The sequence below is a fragment of the Streptomyces collinus genome (assembly GCF_031348265.1).
Taxonomy (GTDB): Bacteria; Actinomycetota; Actinomycetes; order Streptomycetales; family Streptomycetaceae; genus Streptomyces; species Streptomyces collinus.
Window position 1 is genome coordinate 5,365,359 of sequence record NZ_CP133771.1, and the last position, 19,388, is coordinate 5,384,746.

20 protein-coding genes are annotated in these 19,388 nt (G+C 72.4%); 16 read left to right on the top strand and 4 right to left on the bottom strand.

The window, feature by feature from the left end:
• Window positions 1–112: 112 nt before the first annotated feature.
• From RFN52_RS24565 to RFN52_RS24575, 3 genes are all read left to right on the top strand, one after another.
• The gene (locus RFN52_RS24565; protein ID WP_184849043.1) at window positions 113–1,372 is read left to right on the top strand and encodes an alpha/beta fold hydrolase; all 1,260 of its coding nucleotides are present in this window, start codon (window positions 113–115) and stop codon (window positions 1,370–1,372) included.
• Window positions 1,341–1,859, top strand: a complete 519-nt coding sequence (gene tsaE, locus RFN52_RS24570; protein ID WP_184849044.1) for a tRNA (adenosine(37)-N6)-threonylcarbamoyltransferase complex ATPase subunit type 1 TsaE — start codon at window positions 1,341–1,343, stop codon at window positions 1,857–1,859. The genes RFN52_RS24565 and tsaE overlap by 32 nt, the downstream gene beginning before the upstream one ends.
• Window positions 1,860–2,019: 160 nt before the next feature.
• Window positions 2,020–2,187, top strand: a complete 168-nt coding sequence (locus RFN52_RS24575) for a hypothetical protein (protein ID WP_184849046.1) — start codon at window positions 2,020–2,022, stop codon at window positions 2,185–2,187.
• A gap of 30 nt (window positions 2,188–2,217) precedes the next feature.
• Here the strand turns inward: RFN52_RS24575 and RFN52_RS24580 are convergent, their stop codons facing one another.
• A complete protein-coding gene (locus RFN52_RS24580; protein ID WP_184849048.1) occupies window positions 2,218–2,778 on the bottom strand; it encodes a hypothetical protein in 561 nt (186 codons plus the stop codon).
• A 113-nt stretch (window positions 2,779–2,891) separates the two neighbouring features.
• Here RFN52_RS24580 and tsaB point away from each other — a divergent pair, with 113 nt between their 5' ends.
• The 4 genes from tsaB to RFN52_RS24600 are packed head-to-tail and all read left to right on the top strand — an operon-like array spanning window position 2,892 to window position 5,383.
• Window positions 2,892–3,545, top strand: a complete 654-nt coding sequence (gene tsaB / locus RFN52_RS24585) for a tRNA (adenosine(37)-N6)-threonylcarbamoyltransferase complex dimerization subunit type 1 TsaB (protein ID WP_184849050.1) — start codon at window positions 2,892–2,894, stop codon at window positions 3,543–3,545.
• Entirely contained in the window at window positions 3,542–4,048 is a 507-nt protein-coding gene (rimI, locus tag RFN52_RS24590) for a ribosomal protein S18-alanine N-acetyltransferase (protein ID WP_229856459.1), read from the top strand. The genes tsaB and rimI overlap by 4 nt, the downstream gene beginning before the upstream one ends.
• The gene (gene tsaD / locus RFN52_RS24595; RefSeq protein ID WP_184849052.1) at window positions 4,041–5,129 is read left to right on the top strand and encodes a tRNA (adenosine(37)-N6)-threonylcarbamoyltransferase complex transferase subunit TsaD; all 1,089 of its coding nucleotides are present in this window, start codon (window positions 4,041–4,043) and stop codon (window positions 5,127–5,129) included. Before rimI ends, tsaD begins: the two co-directional genes overlap by 8 nt.
• Window positions 5,126–5,383: a hypothetical protein gene (locus tag RFN52_RS24600; protein WP_062928613.1), complete on the top strand. Its 258-nt coding sequence runs from the start codon at window positions 5,126–5,128 to the stop codon at window positions 5,381–5,383. The genes tsaD and RFN52_RS24600 overlap by 4 nt, the downstream gene beginning before the upstream one ends.
• A 10-nt stretch (window positions 5,384–5,393) precedes the next feature.
• On the opposite strand, the gene RFN52_RS24605 is transcribed toward RFN52_RS24600, so the two are convergent.
• Entirely contained in the window at window positions 5,394–7,706 is a 2,313-nt protein-coding gene (locus tag RFN52_RS24605; protein ID WP_184849054.1) for a beta-xylosidase/alpha-l-arabinosidase, read from the bottom strand.
• Between the two features lie 137 nt (window positions 7,707–7,843).
• Here RFN52_RS24605 and RFN52_RS24610 point away from each other — a divergent pair, with 137 nt between their 5' ends.
• The 5 genes from RFN52_RS24610 (at window position 7,844) to RFN52_RS24630 (ending at window position 13,349) form a co-directional block, all read left to right on the top strand.
• A complete protein-coding gene (locus RFN52_RS24610) occupies window positions 7,844–8,905 on the top strand; it encodes a LacI family DNA-binding transcriptional regulator (RefSeq protein WP_184849056.1) in 1,062 nt (353 codons plus the stop codon).
• An 89-nt stretch (window positions 8,906–8,994) separates the two neighbouring features.
• Window positions 8,995–10,347, top strand: coding sequence for a glycoside hydrolase family 10 protein (locus tag RFN52_RS24615; RefSeq protein WP_184849058.1), 1,353 nt, complete (start codon window positions 8,995–8,997; stop codon window positions 10,345–10,347).
• 73 nt (window positions 10,348–10,420) lie between these two features.
• A complete protein-coding gene (locus RFN52_RS24620) occupies window positions 10,421–11,470 on the top strand; it encodes an LCP family protein (protein ID WP_184849060.1) in 1,050 nt (349 codons plus the stop codon).
• A gap of 128 nt (window positions 11,471–11,598) precedes the next feature.
• The gene (locus RFN52_RS24625; RefSeq protein WP_184849062.1) at window positions 11,599–11,955 is read left to right on the top strand and encodes a YciI family protein; all 357 of its coding nucleotides are present in this window, start codon (window positions 11,599–11,601) and stop codon (window positions 11,953–11,955) included.
• 59 nt (window positions 11,956–12,014) lie between these two features.
• Entirely contained in the window at window positions 12,015–13,349 is a 1,335-nt protein-coding gene (locus RFN52_RS24630) for an RNA polymerase sigma factor (RefSeq protein ID WP_374050178.1), read from the top strand.
• A gap of 3 nt (window positions 13,350–13,352) precedes the next feature.
• Here RFN52_RS24630 and RFN52_RS24635 read toward each other — a convergent pair whose 3' ends face one another.
• A complete protein-coding gene (locus RFN52_RS24635; protein WP_184849064.1) occupies window positions 13,353–14,516 on the bottom strand; it encodes a class I SAM-dependent methyltransferase in 1,164 nt (387 codons plus the stop codon).
• A 185-nt stretch (window positions 14,517–14,701) separates the two neighbouring features.
• On the opposite strand from RFN52_RS24635, the gene RFN52_RS24640 reads away from it, so the two are divergent.
• The 4 genes from RFN52_RS24640 to groL all read left to right on the top strand — a co-directional run bounded on the left by RFN52_RS24640 (window position 14,702) and on the right by groL (window position 18,578).
• The gene (locus RFN52_RS24640; RefSeq protein ID WP_311241046.1) at window positions 14,702–15,583 is read left to right on the top strand and encodes a polysaccharide deacetylase family protein; all 882 of its coding nucleotides are present in this window, start codon (window positions 14,702–14,704) and stop codon (window positions 15,581–15,583) included.
• Window positions 15,580–16,296, top strand: coding sequence for a polysaccharide deacetylase family protein (locus RFN52_RS24645; RefSeq protein WP_184849068.1), 717 nt, complete (start codon window positions 15,580–15,582; stop codon window positions 16,294–16,296). Before RFN52_RS24640 ends, RFN52_RS24645 begins: the two co-directional genes overlap by 4 nt.
• Window positions 16,297–16,522: 226 nt before the next feature.
• Complete coding sequence (gene groES, locus RFN52_RS24650) at window positions 16,523–16,831, top strand: co-chaperone GroES (protein WP_003974211.1); 309 nt, start codon at window positions 16,523–16,525, stop codon at window positions 16,829–16,831.
• Between the two features lie 121 nt (window positions 16,832–16,952).
• Window positions 16,953–18,578, top strand: coding sequence for a chaperonin GroEL (groL, locus tag RFN52_RS24655; protein WP_097219340.1), 1,626 nt, complete (start codon window positions 16,953–16,955; stop codon window positions 18,576–18,578).
• 72 nt (window positions 18,579–18,650) lie between these two features.
• On the opposite strand, the gene RFN52_RS24660 is transcribed toward groL, so the two are convergent.
• Complete coding sequence (locus RFN52_RS24660; protein WP_184849070.1) at window positions 18,651–19,358, bottom strand: ester cyclase; 708 nt, start codon at window positions 19,356–19,358, stop codon at window positions 18,651–18,653.
• Between the last annotated feature and the right edge of the window lie 30 nt (window positions 19,359–19,388).

Below are 19,388 nucleotides of genomic sequence, written 5' to 3' on the forward strand. Positions count from 1 at the left end.
ACCCGTCACGCGACGAACACCAGGCACCCTGGCAACAGCAGCACTATCCGGCCCCCCGGTTCACTCGACCGGGTGAGCCACCCGACCAGCACCCGGCGAAGAGGAGCGGCACGTGAGCGAGAGCAGTGCGGAGGTCGTCGCGGACGTCGCCTCGGCGGCCGTCGCGGTCTCCGCCGCGGGGGCCGCGGGGGGCTGGCGCCGGGCGACCGGCATCGCCGGCGTGGCGATAGGCGTGGTGGCCGCGGGTGCGGCCGCCGGTGTCGCCCTGGAGCGGATGACGGTCGGCCGCGGCATGCGCCAGAAGGCCCGGCTCGCCCTGGACTCCGCGGGGCCGTACGGCTCGCTGCGCGGCATGCCCGGCAAGGCGTTCGCCGACGACGGCACGGAGCTGTACTACGAGGTCGACGACCTCGACGAGGAGGCCGCTCCCGCCGCCATCGGCCCACGCCGCCGGCGGCTCTTCGGCCGCAAGTCCCCGGCCCCCGTCACCGTCGTCTTCAGCCACGGCTACTGCCTCAGCCAGGACTCCTGGCACTTCCAGCGGGCTGCCCTGCGGGGCGTCGTACGGACCGTGCACTGGGACCAGCGCAGCCACGGCCGGTCCGGGCGGGGCGTGGCCCAGACGCGGGACGACGAGCCGGTCACCATCGAGCAGCTGGGCCGGGACCTGAAGGCCGTCATAGACGCGGCCGCCCCCGAGGGACCGCTCGTGCTCGTCGGGCACTCCATGGGCGGCATGACGGTGATGGCGCTGGCCGACCAATACCCCGAGCTGATCCGGGAGCGGGTCGTCGGGGTCGCCTTCGTGGGGACGTCCTCGGGGCGGCTCGGCGAGGTCAACTACGGTCTGCCCGTCGCCGGGGTCAACGCGGTGCGGCGGGTGCTGCCCGGGGTGCTGAAGGCGCTGGGGCAGCGGGCCGAGCTGGTGGAGAAGGGGCGCCGGGCGACCGCGGACCTGTTCGCCGGGATCATCAAGCGGTACTCGTTCGCCTCCCGGGACGTCGACCCGGCCGTCGCCCGGTTCGCCGAGCGGATGATCGAGAGCACGCCGATCGACGTGGTCGCCGAGTACTACCCGGCGTTCAACGACCACGACAAGACCGAGGCGCTCGTCCACTTCACCGACCTGCCGTTGCTCGTCCTGGCCGGGGTGCAGGACCTGGTCACGCCGAGTGAGCACAGCGAGGCCATCGCCGATCTGCTCCCCGACGCCGAGCTGGTGCTGGTGCCGGACGCGGGCCACCTGGTGATGCTGGAACACCCGGAAGTGGTCACCGACCGCCTCGCCGACCTGCTCACCCGCACGGGTGCCGTGCCCGCAGGGGCTACCGTGAAGGGCTATGGAAGCACCAGCACCGCACAGCCCGGCTGAGCCCGGCTCCGTCCAGATCGTCGTCACGTCCCCCGAGCAGATGCGGGAGCTGGGCCGCCGGCTCGCGAAAGTACTGCGCGCCGGTGACCTGGTGATGCTCAGCGGAGAGCTCGGCGCGGGCAAGACGACGCTGACCCGTGGGCTGGGCGAGGGGCTCGGCGTGCGCGGGGCCGTCACCTCGCCGACGTTCGTGATCGCCCGGGTGCACCCCTCGCTGGGCGACGGGCCGCCGCTGGTCCACGTCGACGCCTACCGGCTCTCCGGCGGCCTCGACGAGATGGAGGACCTCGACCTCGACGTCTCGCTGCCCGACTCCGTGGTCGTCGTGGAGTGGGGCGAGGGCAAGGTCGAGGAACTGACCGAGGACCGGCTCCAGGTCGTGATCCACCGGGCGGTGGGCGACACGACCGACGAGGTCCGGCAGATGACCCTCACCGGTGTGGGGGAACGCTGGGCAACGGCGGACCTGAGCTTCCTTGTCGCGTGAGTCCGCGTGCCCCGGGGTCCCGGTGTGCGGTCATTCGATGAACGTTCCGACAAGACGTCGGCAAGATGTTGCGCTCGGTGTCTCGCGCGTGGTCACATGGTATCCAGTCCGTAGTTAGGTGTACCTAACTTCGTTGGCCCCGGCCCTTCGGGAGGCGTCCATGTCGGCTACAGAGAGCAAGGGGCAGCCGCAGCGGTTCGCGGTCGCCGGGGTGTCCATGCACGACCTGCTGGCGGCGGGCCGGGCAGCGGCGCTGATCTCCGCGCCGCCGCGCCCTCCCGAGCCGGAACTCTCCGAGCGGACCTCCGCGCACCGCGAAGCGGCCTAGGCGCGCTGTCCCGGGACGTCGGTGACACGCCTAGCGGACGACCACGACCCGGCGGCCGATCGTCGCGAACGTCCACATCGCGTCGCCGTCCGCGCGGGACTCGCGGATGCCGCCCGTGCGGACCTTCGGGTCGGGGGCGGGGGCGGTCTGGCCGCCCACGGCCGCGCTGAAGCCGATGACCACGCCGTCCACACTGGCGAAGCGCACCACGTGCTCGACCGGGACGCCGTCGGAGCCGGTGACCGCGTTCGAGCGGGACGTCACCGAGTAGCTGCCCGGCGCCGGGTCCACCGCGCTCGGCTCGACCTCGAACGTGCGGCTGACCGCCTCGTCCCCGGCGACCAGCCACACCCGGTCCCCGCGCAGCGAGTAGACGACCCGGGCGCCCTTGCCGGATTCGGGGGGCAGTGCGGTGGAATCCCCCTTGACCTGGGGTGCCTTCGACGTACCGGCCGCCGGTACGGCGCCCGTCTGCGCCGCCCTGCCCATGCCGGCCGGAAGGGTCTCGGCCGCCTCGTGGGCGAGGTAGCCGACCGTCGCCAGGGCCGCGGCGGTGAGCCCGGCCACGATTCCCGAGCTGCTAGCTGCCACCCGCGTTCACCTCACGTCGTGCATCCCTGTCGTGACGGTAGGTGACCGTAGCAGCATGTGGCGACCCGGCAGGCGCGGCAGTGCCGGGCCCCGGGGAGCCGTAGGCTGTTTGCGTGCTCTTGCTCGCTCTGGATACCGCCACGCCCGCTGTCACCGTCGCACTGCACGACGGACGCGATGTCATCGCCTCGTCGAGTCAGGTCGACGCGCGGCGCCACGGGGAACTGCTGCTGCCGGCGATCGACCGGGTGCTCGCCGAGGCCGGTCTGCGGCTCGACGCCGTCACCGGGATCGTCGCCGGGATCGGTCCGGGACCGTACACCGGGCTGCGCGTCGGCCTGATGACCGCGGAGACCTTCGGACTCGCGCTCGGTGTCCCCGTGCACGGCGTGTGCACGCTGGACGGCCTCGCCTGCGCCGCCGACCTTCAGGGCCCGTTCGTCGTAGCGACCGACGCCCGCCGCAAGGAGGTGTACTGGGCCCGCTACGCCGACTCCCGCACCCGGGTCACCGACCCCGCCGTGGACCGGCCCGCCGACATCGCCGAGCAGGTCGAGGGCCTGCCCGCGGTCGGCGCCGGCGCGCTGCTGTACCCGGACACCTTCCCCAAGGCGCACGAGCCGGAGCACGTGTCCGCCGCCGCCCTCGCCCGGCTGGCGGCGGAGAGGCTGGCCGCCGGAGAGGAACTTCCGGCGCCCCGGCCGCTCTACCTGCGCCGCCCCGACGCCCAGGTCCCCAAGAACTACAAGGTGGTCACCCCCAAGTGACCGAACCCGTGACGTGCGCGCTGCGCGAGATGCGCTGGTGGGACATCGACGCCGTGCTGGAGCTGGAGCGGGACCTGTTCCCCGAGGACGCCTGGTCCCGGGGCATGTTCTGGTCCGAGCTGGCCCATGCGCGGGGGCCCGAGGCCAACCGGCGGTACGTCGTCGCCGAGGCCGGCTCCAGGATCGTCGGGTACGCCGGTCTGGTCGCCACCGGTGAGCAGGCCGACGTCCAGACCATCGCCGTCTCCCGCGAGCTGTGGGGCACCGGCCTCGGCGGACGGCTGCTGGCCGAACTGCTGCGGGCGGCCACCACCTTCGAGTGCGCCGAGGTGCTGCTGGAGTGCCGGGTCGACAACGTCCGCGCACAGAAGCTGTACGAGCGCTTCGGCTTCGAGCCCATCGGTTTCCGGCGCGGCTACTACCAGCCCGGGAACGTGGACGCCCTGGTCATGCGCCTGACCGCCCCCGAGAACTCCGTACAAGGAACCGAGATCAATGGCTGACGAACCCCTCGTACTGGGAATCGAGACGTCCTGCGACGAGACCGGCGTCGGCATCGTCCGGGGCACCACCCTGCTGGCCGACGCCGTCGCCTCCAGCGTCGACGAGCACGCCCGCTTCGGCGGTGTCGTCCCGGAGGTCGCGAGCCGCGCCCACCTGGAGGCGATGGTCCCGACCATCGACCGCGCGCTGAAGGAGGCGGGCGTCACCGCCCGCGACCTCGACGGCATCGCCGTCACCGCCGGACCCGGCCTCGCCGGTGCCCTGCTGGTCGGCGTCTCCGCGGCGAAGGCCTATGCGTACGCCCTCGGCAAGCCCCTCTACGGCGTCAACCACCTCGCCTCGCACATCTGCGTGGACCAGCTGGAGCACGGCGCTTTGCCCGAGCCGACGATGGCCCTGCTGGTCTCCGGCGGCCACTCCTCGCTGCTGCTGTCCTCGGACATCACCTCCGACGTCCGGCCGATGGGCGCCACCATCGACGACGCGGCCGGTGAGGCCTTCGACAAGATCGCCCGGGTGCTGAACCTCGGCTTCCCCGGCGGCCCGGTCATCGACCGGTACGCGAAGGAGGGCGACCCGAACGCGATCGCCTTCCCCCGGGGCCTGACCGGCCCGCGCGACCCGGTCTACGACTTCTCCTTCTCGGGGCTGAAGACCGCCGTGGCCCGCTGGATCGAGGCCAAGCGGGCGGCGGGAGAGGACGTGCCGGTGCGGGACGTGGCGGCCTCCTTCCAGGAGGCGGTCGTCGACGTGCTGACCCGCAAGGCCGTCCGGGCCTGCAAGGACGAGGGCGTCGACCATCTGATGATCGGCGGCGGTGTGGCCGCCAACTCGCGGCTGCGCGTCCTCGCCCAGGAGCGCTGCGAGGCCGCCGGCATCCGGCTGCGCGTGCCGCGGCCCAAGCTGTGCACGGACAACGGCGCGATGGTCGCCGCCCTCGGCGCCGAGATGGTCGCCCGGAACCGGGCGGCGTCGAGCTGGGACCTGTCGGCCGACTCCTCGCTGCCGGTGACGGAGCCTCACGTCCCGGGCGACCACGACCATGTGCACGAGGTCAGCAAGGAGAACCTCTACTCGTGACGGTCGCGCTGATGTGGGAGGCCCGCGCCGTGCCCGGGCGTGGCGAGGACCTGCTCGCCTGGGCCCGCGCCCAGGAGCTGCCGCACGCGCCGCTGCGCCGGGAGACCCTGCGCGCTCCCCAGGACCGGGTCCTCGTCCTCACCTGGTGGGACGCCCCCCTCGACGCCGAGCTGCCCGAACTGCCCGAGCCTGACGGGGAGTTGATCACCCGGGCGGTGCATCGCTGGCGCTTCGAGTCGGTGGCGGTCGACTGACCGGCCCGGGTCACCGGGGGGCCGGGGACACCTCCGTCTCGCAGCGCAGCCGCCGGTCCGCTCCGGTCTCGCGGACCGGGCCCGCGATCGTGACGTGCGCCGTGTGGCGTACGTCCGTGCTGGAAGCCGCCAACCGCAGTTCCAGGGCGCCCGGTTCGACCACCCTGCGGCCCGAGCGGTCCGTGAAGGACGACAGGTCCGCGTGGAAGCGGAACGTGACCCGAGCCGCCTCGCCCGGGGCCAGTTCCACCCGCTGGTAGCCGATCAGCCGTACGTCGGGGCGGGTCACCGAGGCCACCGGGTCGTGCAGGTACAGCTGCACGACCTCCGCGCCCGCGCGCCCGCCCGTGTTCCGGACGGTCACGGACACGTCGTGGGAGCCGTCCGTGCCGAGCTCGGCCGGTTCGGTCGCCGAGCAGTCCTCCCAGGCGAACGCCGTGTAGGAGCGGCCGTGGCCGAAGGCGTACAGCGGGGTCGGGTCGAGGTTGCTGACCTCGCCCGCCAGGCCCAGGGGCGGCTGGAGGTAGGTCCAGGGCTGCCCGCCCGGGACCTGCGGGACGCTCACGGGGAGGCGGCCCGAGGGGTTCACGCGGCCCGAGAGGACGCCCGCGACCGCCGGGCCGCCCTCCTCGCCCGGGAAGAACGCCTGGACGACCGCGCCGAGCCGGCCGTGCCAGCGGCCCAGGGCGTAGGGGCGGCCGGTCAGCAGCACCAGCACCACGGGGACGCCGGTGGCGACCAGCGCGTCCAGCAGTTCGCCCTGGACGCCCGGCAGGCCGAGGTCCGTCGCGTCGCAGCCCTCGCCGGAGGTGCCCCGGCCGAACAGGCCCGCCCGGTCGCCGAGGACCGCCACGCACACGTCCGCCTCGGCAGCGCGGGCGATGGCCTCCTCGAAGCCCCCGGTATCCGGGTCGGTCACGTCGCAGCCTTGCGCGAACGTCACCTTGGCGTCGGGGAGTTCGGAGCGCAGGGCGTCCAGGACGGTCGGGATCTCGATGCCGGCCGGCACCTCGGGGTGGTGGGTGAGGACGTGGGACGGGAAGGAGTAGCAGCCCAGCATGGCCAGGGCGTCGGCCGCCCGGGGGCCGACCACCGAGATGCGGGTGTCGGGGGCCAGCGGGAGCAGGCCGTCGGGGTTGTCGAGCAGGACCACCGACTCCTCGGCCAGGCGGCGGGCCAGGATGCGGTTGCCCGTCGAGTCGAGTTCGACCGCCGTGGCCGGCTCGGGCGCCCAGTCCTCGTCCAGCAGGCCCAGTTCGCACTTCTGGAGCAGCACGCGGCGGGCCGCCCCGTCCACGAGTTCCTCGGGGACCTCGCCCGACCGGACGGCCTCCAGCAGCGGCCGGCCGTAGCACTTGACGGTGGGCAGCTCGACGTCGATGCCGGCGGTGAGGGCCGCGTGGGCCGCCTCGGCCGGGGTGCCGGCGACGCGGTGGAGGGTCTGGAGGAACGCGATGCCGAAGTAGTCGGCGACGACCGTGCCGGTGAAGCCCCACTCCTCGCGCAGGAGACGGGTCAGCAGCCCGGGGTCAGCGGAGGCCGGGACGCCGTCCGTCTCGGTGTAGGCGGCCATCACCGAGCGGGCCCCGCCCTCGCGCAGAGCCATCTCGAAGGGCGGCAGGGTGACGTCGGCGAACTCGCGCACCCCGGCCCGCACCGGGGCGAGATTGCGGGCGCCGGCCGAGGAGGCGTACCCGGCGAAGTGCTTGAGCGTGGCGACGACACCGGCCGACTCCAGGCCTCGCACGTACGCGGTTCCGACCGTGCCGACCAGGTACGGGTCCTCGCCGATGGTCTCCTCCACGCGGCCCCAGCGCGGATCGCGTACGACGTCCAGCACGGGCGCGAGGCCCTGGTGCACACCGACCGAACGCAGGTCGTCGCCGATGCGGCGGGCCATCTCCTCGACCAGCGGCGGATCCCAGGTCGCGCCCCAGGCCAGCGGGACCGGATAGGCCGTGGCCCGCCAGGCGGTGAAGCCGGCCAGGCACTCCTCGTGCGCGATCGCCGGAATGCCGAAACGGCCCGCCCCGGCGATCCGGCGCTGGGCGCGCGCCAGGGCCTGCGCGCCGAGCGCCGGGTCCACGGGGGCGGTGCCGAAGGAGCGGGTGAGCTGGCCCAGGCCGTGGGTGATCAGCTCATCCCAGTCGTACTCGACGGCCATGTCGTGCTGGTGCGGAGCGACGCCGTCGCCGTCCGTCGCGGCGCCCACCCACACGCCGTACAACTGGGCGGTCTTCTCCTCCGGGGTCATCCGGGAGAGCAGGTCGTCGACGCGGGCGGCGGCGGGCAGCGCGGGATCACGCCAGGGCGCGGTGGTCATGAAGCTCCTGTCGGGTGGACGGACGGCCCTCTCACGAACGTTCCTACGAATGTTTCGTTATGAACTTCGAATGTTCCGGGAACCTATGGCGGTGCGAGGACTTCGTCAAGGGGGCCGACGGGGTTACGATCGCCGCCATGACATCCCCGGAGCCGGTTGAAAGCCGGACGCAGAGCCGGACGCAGGGGCGCAGCGCGCAGACGGCGACGCTCGCCGAGATCGCCCGTGAGGCGGGCGTCTCGGCCCCGACTGTTTCGAAGGTCCTCAACGGCCGGGCCGACGTCGCCCCGGCCACCCGGTCCCGCGTCGAGGACCTGCTGCGCGCCCACGGCTACCGGCGCCGCCGTGCCGAGGCGACCCGCTCACCCCTGATCGACCTGGTCTTCCACGAGCTGGAGAGCGCCTGGGCGATGGAGGTCATCCGGGGCGTGGAGAACGTGGCCCGGGACGCCGGGCTCAGCGTCGTGCTGTCCGAGAGCGCGGGGCGGCTCACCCCCGGGCGGACCTGGGCCGACCAGGTCGCCGCGCGCCGGCCGCACGGCGTGATCCTGGTCCTGTCCGGGCTCGACGAGTCGCAGCGGGCGCTGCTCACCAGCCGCTCCATCCCGTTCGTGGTGATGGACCCGGCCGGTGACCCCGGCGCCGACGTGCCGTCGATCGGCGCGACCAACTGGCAGGGCGGTCTGGCCGCCACCCGGCATCTGGTCGAGCTGGGCCACCGCAGGATCGGTGCGATCAGCGGGCCCTCGCAGATGATGTGCAGCCGGGCCCGGATCGACGGCTACCGGGCCGCGCTGGAGACGGCCGGGCTGCCGGTGGACCCCGCCCTGATCGCCACCGGCGACTTCCACCACGAGGCCGGCTACCGGCGGGGCCTGGAACTGCTGCGCCGCCCGGACCGGCCGACCGCCGTCTTCGCCGGGAACGACCTCCAGGCGCTCGGGCTGTACGAGGCCGCGCGCGAGCTGGGGCTGCGCATTCCCGAGGACCTGAGCGTGGTCGGCTTCGACGACCTGCCGGTGGCGCCCTGGGTCGGACCGCCGCTGACGACCGTACGGCAGCCGCTGACCGAGATGGCCGAGGCCGCGGCCAAGCTGGTCCTCGACCTCGGGCGGGACGAGGGGACCGAGGCGGCGACGAGGGTGGAGCTGGCGACGAGTCTGGTGGTGCGCAGCAGCACGGCGGGGCCCGCGGAATAGCAGGTGCTGTATTGACGGGTGTTCCGGACGCCTCCACACTGCCCCGAAGCCAATCGGTTGCACCACCGAAACTTTCGGAGGCACCCGCCATGAGATCCCTGAGATCGGGCTTACGGACATCCCTGTCGGCCGGAGTCGTCCTGGCCGGCTCCCTGCTGCTCCCGGCCCCCGCGGCGCACGCCGCCGACACACCCCTGCGCGACCTCGCCGCTGCCAAGGGCAAGGTCATGGGCACGGCGGTCACCGGCTCCAAGCTCACCGGCACCTACGGCGAGACCGCCGGGCGCGAGTTCAACTGGCTCACCCCGGGCAACGCCATGAAGTGGGGCTCGGTCGAGCCGAGCCGCGGCACCTACAACTGGGCCGAGGCCGACGGGATCGTCGACTTCGCGGAGACGCATGGCCAGCAGGTGCGCGGGCACACCCTGCTCTGGCACCAGCAGAACCCGGGCTGGCTGACGAGCGGCAGCTGGACCCGGGACCAGCTCGGCGCGATCGTCCAGGACCACATCGCCACCGAGGTCGGCCGCTACAAGGGCCGCGTGGCCGCCTGGGACGTCGTCAACGAGCCCTTCAACGAGGACGGCACCTACCGCCCGACCCTCTTCCACACCACCCTCGGCCAGGACTACATCGCGCAGGCCCTCACCTGGGCCCGGGCCGCCGACCCGGGCGCGAAGCTGTACATCAACGACTACAACGTGGAGGGCGTCAACGCGAAGAGCACCGCCCTGTACAACCTGGTCAAGTCCCTGAAGGAGCGCGGGGTTCCGATCGACGGGGTCGGGCTGCAGGCCCATCTCATCGTCGGCCAGGTGCCCTCGACGCTCCAGCAGAACATCCAGCGCTTCGCCGACCTGGGCGTCGACGTGGCCATCACGGAGCTGGACATCCGGATGCAGCTCCCGGCGACGCAGGCGAAGCTGACCCAGCAGGCCGCCGACTACAAGGCCGTCACGAACGCGTGTGTCGCGGTCGCTCGCTGCACCGGCGTCACGGTCTGGGGCTTCACCGACTCCGACTCCTGGATCCCGGACACCTTCCCCGGCCAGGGAGCGGCGACGCCGTACGACGAGAACTACCGGCCGAAACCGGCGTACCACGCCATCGCGGAGGCCCTCGGCGGGACGACGACCCCGCCGCCGACGGGCGCCTGCACGGCCGTCTACAGCGTCACCAGCCAGTGGAGCACGGGCTACACGGGCCAGGTGCGGATCGCCTGCTCGGGCGCCTCGCTGTCGTCGTGGCAGGCGACCTGGACGTTCGGCGCCGGGCAGCGGATCACCCAGGCCTGGAACGCGAACTGCACGCAGTCGGGCACGGCGGTCAGTTGCGCCAACGCCCCGTACAACGGCTCCGTACCGGACGGCGGTTCGGTGACCTTCGGGTTCAACGGTTCGTGGAGCGGGAGCAATCCGGTGCCGGTCGTGACACTGGGATGAGCCCGGGTCCGGAAATCTGAGAATTTCCGAAGAAAAGGCGCCCTGAACTCCCTGCCTGTAATAATTCGGACTTATGTTCCTGCCCGTGACGGGACACCACGGGGACGAGGGCAAGGAAGCAGGCCGACGGTCGAGAGCGCTGAAGATCGCCGGCCTCGTCCTGGCGGGGACGCTGGTGCTGGGCGCCGGAGCGGCGGGCTGGGCCTACTGGCATCTCAACGACAACATCACCGGCGTCGACATCGACAACGCGCTGGGCGACGACCGGCCGCCGAAGCCGGTGACCACCCCGGCGCCCTCGGCTCCGGCCCTGCCGAGCGAGGCCCTCAACATCCTGGTCCTCGGCTCGGACTCGCGCAGCGGCGAGGAGAACCGCCGGCTCGGCGGCGGCGACAGCTCCGGTGCCCGCTCGGACACGGCGATGGTCGTCCATCTCGACGCCGGGCGGACCAGCGCGACGGTGGTGAGCATCCCGCGCGACACCCTGGTCACCCGCCCGTCCTGCCCGCGCACGTCCGGCGGGTCGACGGCGGTCGCCCGCCACTCCATGTTCAACAGCGCGTACGAGGTGGGCGGTCCGGTCTGCGCGGTCAAGACGGTCGAGGAGATGACGAACGTCCGCATGGACCACTACCTCGAAATCGACTTCTCCGGCTTCGCCAAGCTGGTCGACGCGCTGGGCGGGGTCACCGTCACCACGGACGAGGACATCGCCGACGAGGACAGCCATCTGCGGCTGGAGGCGGGCACCCACCACCTGGACGGCACCCAGGCCCTCGGTCTCGCCCGCACCCGGCACGGCATCGGCGACGGCAGCGACCTGGGCCGCATAGGCCTCCAGCAGAAGCTGGTGAAGGCCCTGCTGGAGCAGATCGCCTCCCAGGACCTGCTCACCGACCCGGCCAGGCTGTACCGCGTCGCGGACGCGGTGACGACGGGCCTCACCACGGACACCGGCCTGGACTCCCTCGCCGAACTGACCCGGCTCGGACAGAGCCTGCAGGGCCTCTCGGCGAGCGGGGTGCGGACGGTGATGATGCCCGTGGTGCGGGCGCCGTCGGACCCCAACCGGGTGGTGGCGGAGGAGCCGGAGGCGGGGAGGCTGTGGGAGTCGCTGCGCTGACCTGCGCGAACGTGTCACGGAAAAATCTTCGAGAAATTCCGGCGAGCATGTCGATCCGTCGTTCTCCCGATCGACGCAGGGGTGAGAGCGGGGAAGAGCCCCGCTCCCGAGGACCCCGAGGAGTCACCATGCCGCGCTTTCTCACGCTGATCCGCATCGACGAGAAGAACGCCCCCGCCGAGGGCCCGAGCCCCGAGCTGATGGACCGGATGGGCAGGCTCCTGGAGGAGATCACCAAGGCGGGGGTCATGCTCGACACGGCCGGGCTCACTCCGACCTCCGACGGCAGCCGGGTGACGTGGGAGGGCGGACAGCTCTCCGTCACCGACGGGCCGTTCACCGAGTCCAAGGAGGTCATCGGCGGCTACTCGATCAGCCAGTGCAAGGACAAGGCCGAGGCGATCGAGTGGACCAAGCGGTTCCTGTCGCTGCACGAGGACTACTGGACGATCACCGCCGAGGTCCGGCAGATCGCCGAGGACTGACCGGTCCGCGCGCCGGTTCTGTTTGGCCGGGCGGCACCACGGGTGTCTGATGGTGGGCTGTGACCCCGCAGCCCACCCCGGCCTCGCAGTCGCCTTCGGATCCGCAGCCGGCCGAGGCCCCGCAGCCCGCCTCACCCCCACCACCCCGACCCGACCGTACCGCCGAGGTCATCGAGACCGTCTTCCGGATGGAGTCGCCCCGGATCATCGCCGGTGTCGCCCGGGTCGTCCGGGACGTCGGGATCGCCGAGGAACTCGCGCAGGACGCGCTGGTCGCGGCACTGGAGCAGTGGCCGCGGGACGGGGTGCCCGACAACCCGGGCGCGTGGCTCATGAGCACCGCCCGCCACCGTGCCGTCGACCTGGTCCGGCGCCGGGAGAACTACGCCCGCAAGCTCGCGGAGATCGGCCGGGACCTGTCGGAGACGGCTCCCCCTCAGGAGCCCGCCGACCTCGACGACATCGACGACGACCTGCTCCGCCTGGTCTTCACCGCCTGCCACCCGGTGCTCTCCACCGAGGCCCGCACCGCCCTGACCCTGCGCCTGCTCGGCGGCCTCACCACGACCGAGATCGCCCGCGCCTTCCTCGTCCCGGAGCCGACGGTCGCGCAGCGCATCGTCCGCGCCAAGCGCACCCTGGCGACGAAGAACGTCGCCTTCGAGGTGCCGCACGGGCCCGACCGCGAGGCCCGCCTCGGCTCGGTCCTCGACGTCATCTACCTGATCTTCAACGAGGGGTACGCCGCCACGGCCGGCGACGACTGGCTCCGGCCGTCCCTGTGCGAGGACGCCCTCCGCCTGGCCCGGGTGCTCTCGGGCCTCATGCCGAAGGAACCCGAAGTGCACGGCCTCACCGCGCTCCTGGAGCTGCAGGCGTCCCGTACGGCGGCCCGCACCGGCCCCTCCGGCGAGCCGGTCCTGCTGAAGGACCAGAACCGCTCCCGCTGGAACCGCATGCTCATCGCCCGCGGCTTCACCGCACTGGGCCGGGCCGAGGCCACCTCCGGCGGTGCCCCGGGCCCGTACCTCCTCCAGGCGGCCATCGCCGCCTGCCACGCGCACGCGTACACCTACGAGGAGACCGACTGGTCCCGCATCGCCACCCTCTACGGTCTGCTGGCGGCCCGCTCCCCGTCCCCGGTGGTGGAGCTGAACCGCGCGGTGGCCGTCTCGATGTCCGAGGGCCCGGCCGCGGCCCTCGTCCTCGTCGACGCCCTGGCCGGCGACCCCACCCTGCGGGACTACCACCTGCTGCCCAGCGTCCGCGGCGACCTCCTCGCCCGCCTCGGCCGTACGCCGGAGGCCCGGGCCGAGTTCGAACGGGCGGCCTCCCTGACCCGCAACGAACGGGAGCGGGAGCTGCTGCTGCGCCGGGCCGCGGAACAGCCGTGACGGTCAGGCGGGGTGCCCGATGAGCATCGCCGGTGCCCCCGCGACCCGGGTCAGGAACACCGTGGCCGCGTGCGGCCCCTGCGGCTTGACCTTCTTGCGGAGCTCCTCCGGCTCGACCGCCGAGCCCCGCTTCTTGACCGTGAGAATGCCGACCTGGCGCTCCCTCAGCAGCGCCTTCAGCTTCTTGACGTTGAAGGGCAGGTGGTCGGTGATCTCGTAGGCGGTGGCGTACGGGGTCGGGTGCAGGGCGTCCGCCGTGACGTACGCGATGGTCGCGTCGAGCAGCCCGCCGTCGACCTGGTCGGCGACCTCGGCGACCAGGTGGGCGCGGATGACGGCGCCGTCGGGCTCGTAGAGGTAGCGGCCGGGCGGGCGGACGTCCGGGTCGGGCAGGCCGCGGGAGAGCAGGGTGCGGGGGCCCGGCAGGAGGGTCGCCCGGACCGCCCCCGGCTCGGTGCCGAACCACAGCACCGCCTCCTTGACGTCCCCGCCGTCGGAGATCCACTCGGCCTCGGCGTCCTCGGGGACCGCCTCGTGCGGGATGCCGGGGGCGACCTTCAGCGCGGCGCCGCGCGGGGCCCGGCGGGCGGCGGACACGGCCCAGGACAGGGGCGGCGAGTAGGCCTCGGGGTCGAAGATCCGGCCGCGGCCGCCGCGCCGGGCGGGGTCGACGAACACGGCGTCGAAACCGGCCGTGTCCACGTCCGTGACATCCGCCTCGCGCACCTCGATGAGACCGGACAGGCCCAGCGCGTCGGCGTTCGCCCGGGCCGCCGCGGCCGTCTGCGGGTCCCGGTCCACGGCCAGCACCCGGATCCCGGCGCGGGCCAGCGCGATCGCATCACCCCCGATGCCGCAGCACAGGTCGGCGACCGAGGTGATGCCCGCCTCGGCCATCCGCCGGGCCCGGTAGGCCGCCACGCTCGCCCGGGTCGACTGCTCGACCCCGTTCGGCGTGAAGAACATCCGGCCCGCGTCCTCGGCCCCGAACTTCGCCACCGCGCGCTGCCGCAGCCGCGCCTGCCCGAGCGCCGCCGACACCAGCTCGGCGGGGTGCTCGCGACGCAGCCGGGTCGCGACGGCCAGCTCCTGCGCCGGGTCGGTGTCCCGCACCTCGTCGAGGAGGGCGCGGCCTTCGGGGGTGAGGAGGGGAGCGAGGTCGTTCACCGGATCATTGTCGGCCACGGCGGCGGGCGGGTGGCGTGTGGGCCAGTCGGTGGATGGCGGGGGCGCCGGCCGCGGTGTCGGGCCGGGATCGACGGGAGGCGCTGCGAGGATCCGGCGTCATGCGAGCAGTCGTACAAAATGACAAAAGCCGGGCATGGGGGGTATCAAGGCGGAGGTCCGCACGCGTGCGGACCGGCCTCGCCGTGCTCGTGCTCGCCGCCATCGCCTCCGGCTGCGCGCAGGACGGCGGCAGCGACCAGGTCACCCCGGCGGGTGGCCAGCAGCCCCTCGACGCGCCCCCGGCCCGCGCGCTCGACTCCTACGCCACCAAGCTGCGCGCCGCGCACGCCGCCCGGGTCGCCGCCGCGCACCGCTGGGGCCTGCGCAAGGTCCCGCGCGCCGCCCCGCCCGCCCCCGCGCAGAAGCCGAGGATCAGGACCCGCAAGGGCTTCGAGGTGGACGGCCACCGGGAGCTGGACCTGCCGCCCGTCTTCACCAGGGTCCCCACCCGGGACAAGGTCGTCTTCCTCACCATCGACGACGGTGCCGAGAAGGACCCGGCGTTCCTGCGGATGATGAGCGACCTGGACGTCCCGTACACCGCCTTCCTCAGCGGCTACCTGGTCAAGGACGACACCCGCTACTTCCGGAAGATGCAGTCCAAGGGCGTGGTCCTGAACAACCACACCCTCCACCACCCCAATCTGCGGGGCATGTCCTACCGGGCGCAGAAGCGCGAGATCTGCGGCATGCAGAGCTACCTGGAGCGGCGGTTCGGCAAGCGCCCCACCCTCTTCCGCCCGCCCTACGGCAGCTACGACCGGGCGACCCTGCGCGCCGCCAAGACCTGCGGCATCGCGTACGCGCCCCTGTGGAACCAGGAGGTCTTCGCCGACCACTGGGAGTACCGCGAAGGGGACCGCAAGCTGCGCCCGGGGGACATCGTCCTCACGCACTTCCGGGGCCCCGAACAGTGGAAGGGCACGATGGCCGACATGATCCGCCGCTTCCTGAACAAGGTGACGGCCCAGGGGTACGCGGTCGGGCGGCTGGAGGACTACCTGTGAGGCGGCCGGCCGCCGCCGTGCTGTGCGCGGTCCTCGTGGCCGGCTGCGCCGGGGGCCCGGCGGAGCGGCCGGGCGCCGCCGACGGCCGGGCGCAGGACCCGGCACGCGCGGAGGGCGCCACCCACCCGCTGCCGCCCGTCGTGGACCACGTCCCCACCCGCGAACCCGTCGTCTTCCTCACCTACGACGACGGCGCCGAGCGCGACCCCCGCTTCGTCGGCCTCGTCCGTGAACGGCGCCTCCCCGTCAGCATGTTCCTCACGGACAGCGTCGTGGGACCCGGCTACGGCCACTTCGCCCGGCTGCGCGCGGTCGGCGCGTCCATCCAGAACCACACCCTCGACCACCCCGCCCTGCGCGGCCTGCCCTACGCCGGCCAGCGCGCCGAGATCTGCGGCCAGCAGCACAAACTCCGCTCCCGCTTCGGCATCAGCCCCCGCCTCTTCCGCCCGCCCTACGGCACCTACGACCGGACGACCCTGCGCGCGGCGGCCGACTGCGGCATCACGGCGGTCGTACTGTGGCGCGCGTCCCTGAACGCCGAGGGCGGACTGACGTACACCCGGGGTGAGCCGGGCCTGCGGCCGGGCGACATCGTCTCGGTTCCGGCGGGCGAGACGATGTCTCCGAGCCTGACGGAACGGACCGTGCGGCTGCTGCGCGAGATCGAGCGGAAGGGGCTTCGGGTGGGGCGCCTGGAGGACCACCTGTAGGACCGCCCGCCGGGTCGGCCGGAGAGAGTGCCCGGCCGACGCGCCGTCCGCAATTAGCAGTCCGCTTGACCGAGTGCTAATCGCAGTCATAGTCTCGGCTCTGGCACTCCCCCTAGGAGAGTGCCAACACAGCGACGGGCAGGTCCGGCACCCGCGACGACGGATCCACCTGGTCGCCACCTCAGACAGTTAACCCCGTGAGATCTCCGAAGGGGGAGGTCGGATCGTGACGACCACCAGCTCCAAGGTTGCCATCAAGCCGCTCGAGGACCGCATTGTGGTCCAGCCGCTCGACGCCGAGCAGACCACCGCCTCTGGCCTGGTCATCCCGGACACCGCCAAGGAGAAGCCCCAGGAGGGCGTCGTCCTGGCCGTGGGCCCGGGCCGCTTCGAGGACGGCAACCGTCTTCCGCTCGACGTCTCCGTCGGCGACGTCGTGCTCTACAGCAAGTACGGCGGCACCGAGGTGAAGTACAACGGCGAGGAGTACCTCGTCCTCTCGGCCCGCGACGTGCTCGCGATCGTCGAGAAGTAATTCACCCGGCATTACCAGCATTGCAGTGGACTGCGCCCCTGGCCCCCGCGACCTTATGAAGCCGGGCGTCGGGGGCGCGGTTCGTTTCACCCACGTTTTCCGAGAGGGCTGAACCGCTCCCATGGCGAAGATTCTGAAGTTCGACGAGGACGCCCGTCGCGCCCTCGAGCGCGGCGTCAACAAGCTTGCCGACACGGTCAAGGTGACGATCGGCCCCAAGGGCCGCAACGTCGTCATCGACAAGAAGTTCGGCGCTCCCACCATCACCAACGACGGTGTGACCATCGCCCGCGAGGTCGAGGTCGAGGACCCGTACGAGAACCTCGGTGCCCAGCTGGTCAAGGAGGTGGCGACCAAGACCAACGACATCGCGGGTGACGGTACGACCACCGCGACCGTGCTCGCCCAGGCGCTCGTGCGCGAGGGCCTCAAGAACGTCGCCGCCGGCGCCTCCCCGGCCGCCCTGAAGAAGGGCATCGACGCCGCCGTCGCCGCGGTCTCCGAGGAGCTCCTCGCGACCGCCCGTCCGATCGACGAGAAGTCCGACATCGCCGCCGTCGCCGGTCTGTCCGCCCAGGACACCCAGGTCGGCGAGCTCATCGCCGAGGCCATGGACAAGGTCGGCAAGGACGGTGTCATCACCGTCGAGGAGTCCAACACCTTCGGTCTGGAGCTGGACTTCACCGAGGGCATGGCCTTCGACAAGGGCTACCTGTCGCCGTACTTCGTGACGGACCAGGAGCGCATGGAAGCCGTCCTGGACGACCCGTACATCCTCATCACGCAGGGCAAGATCTCCGCCATCGCGGACCTCCTGCCGCTGCTGGAGAAGGTCATCCAGTCCAACGCCTCCAAGCCGCTGCTGATCATCGCCGAGGACGTCGAGGGCGAGGCCCTCTCCACCCTCGTCGTGAACAAGATCCGCGGCACGTTCAACGCCGTCGCCGTGAAGGCCCCCGGCTTCGGCGACCGCCGCAAGGCGATGCTGCAGGACCTGGCCGTCCTCACCGGCGCCACGGTCGTCTCCGAGGAGGTCGGCCTCAAGCTCGACCAGGTCGGCCTGGACGTGCTCGGCTCCGCCCGCCGCGTCACCGTCACGAAGGACGACACCACGGTCGTCGACGGCGCCGGCAACAAGGACGACGTGCAGGGCCGCGTCGCCCAGATCAAGGCCGAGATCGAGTCCACCGACTCCGACTGGGACCGCGAGAAGCTCCAGGAGCGCCTCGCGAAGCTGGCCGGCGGCGTGTGCGTCATCCGCGTGGGTGCCGCCACCGAGGTCGAGCTCAAGGAGCGCAAGCACCGTCTGGAGGATGCCATCTCCGCGACCCGCGCCGCGGTCGAGGAGGGCATCGTCTCCGGTGGTGGCTCCGCGCTGGTCCACGCCGTCAAGGTCCTCGAGGGCAACCTCGGCAAGACCGGCGACGAGGCCACCGGTGTCGCGGTCGTCCGCAAGGCCGCCGTCGAGCCGCTGCGCTGGATCGCCGAGAACGCCGGCCTGGAGGGCTACGTCATCACCTCCAAGGTCGCCGAGCTCGACAAGGGCCAGGGCTTCAACGCCGCCACCGGCGAGTACGGCGACCTGGTCAAGGCCGGCGTCATCGACCCGGTCAAGGTCACCCGCTCCGCCCTGGAGAACGCCGCCTCCATCGCCTCCCTCCTCCTCACGACCGAGACCCTGGTCGTCGAGAAGAAGGAAGAGGAGGAGCCGGCCGCCGCGGGCCACGGCCACGGCCACGCCCACTGAGGCACCGGCCTGGTAGCAGAAGCCCCCGTTCCGCCCAGGCGGGACGGGGGCTTCTCCCGTAGGTCCTGCCGGTCACAGCTCCAGCGGGTCGAGCACTCCGAGCTGCTGCATCAGCCCCAGCCGGTCGTACTGCCACCAGCCCTCGGCGATCTTCCCGTCCGGCGTGCAGCGGTGGACGGTCGTCCCGGTCATGGTGACCTCCTGGCCGGTCGGCGCGATCCCGAGGAAGTCGCCGGTGTGACGCCCGTGGAAGGTCCACCGGGTGCAGACCCGGTCGCCCTGCGCCATCTGGTCCTCGATGGTGAACGAGAAGTCGAACCCGCCCCGCCACACCTCCACCTCGCGCCGGAGCGCGTCGAGCCCGATGACGTCCTGCACATTGGCGGGATCGTGGTCGTGGTAGTCCTCGATGAACACGTCGTTGAACGGCGGCGCGTCCCCCTGGCCCGGTGCGAGCTCGAAGAACCTGCGCGCGGTGGCCGCGTACAGCTGCTCGTCCCGCACCACGTCCAGGTCCGTGAAGGTCGGCGTCTCCTCGCAGAGCGCCACCATGTCCTGGAAGATCCGGTCGGTCTCCGGCAGCCCGGAGTTGCGCATCGCCTCCTCGTACGAGGGGAACTCCACGATCTCCACGATGTGCGAGGAGTCGGCCCGGTCCTTCGCCACCACACTGTGCGACGCGGTCCGCTTCCCCTTGGTCTGCTCGACCCACCGGTCCATCAGCCGGTTCATCTCGTCGAGCCGGCTGGTCCTGCATTCGATGAGCTGTACGAAGGTCATGGCCTCGCCTCCGGCCCCCCTGGGTCCGGC

Coding starts and splice junctions, on each gene's coding strand:
- RFN52_RS24610 (WP_184849056.1), top strand. CDS start 7,844: ATGACATCCCCGGAGCCGGTTGAAAGCCGGACGCAGAGCCGGACGCAG.
- groL (WP_097219340.1), top strand. CDS start 16,953: ATGGCGAAGATTCTGAAGTTCGACGAGGACGCCCGTCGCGCCCTCGAG.
- tsaE (WP_184849044.1), top strand. CDS start 1,341: ATGGAAGCACCAGCACCGCACAGCCCGGCTGAGCCCGGCTCCGTCCAG.
- RFN52_RS24660 (WP_184849070.1), bottom strand. CDS start 19,358: ATGACCTTCGTACAGCTCATCGAATGCAGGACCAGCCGGCTCGACGAG.
- RFN52_RS24625 (WP_184849062.1), top strand. CDS start 11,599: ATGCCGCGCTTTCTCACGCTGATCCGCATCGACGAGAAGAACGCCCCC.
- RFN52_RS24575 (WP_184849046.1), top strand. CDS start 2,020: ATGTCGGCTACAGAGAGCAAGGGGCAGCCGCAGCGGTTCGCGGTCGCC.
- RFN52_RS24615 (WP_184849058.1), top strand. CDS start 8,995: ATGAGATCCCTGAGATCGGGCTTACGGACATCCCTGTCGGCCGGAGTC.
- RFN52_RS24605 (WP_184849054.1), bottom strand. CDS start 7,706: ATGACCACCGCGCCCTGGCGTGATCCCGCGCTGCCCGCCGCCGCCCGC.
- RFN52_RS24620 (WP_184849060.1), top strand. CDS start 10,421: ATGTTCCTGCCCGTGACGGGACACCACGGGGACGAGGGCAAGGAAGCA.
- tsaD (WP_184849052.1), top strand. CDS start 4,041: ATGGCTGACGAACCCCTCGTACTGGGAATCGAGACGTCCTGCGACGAG.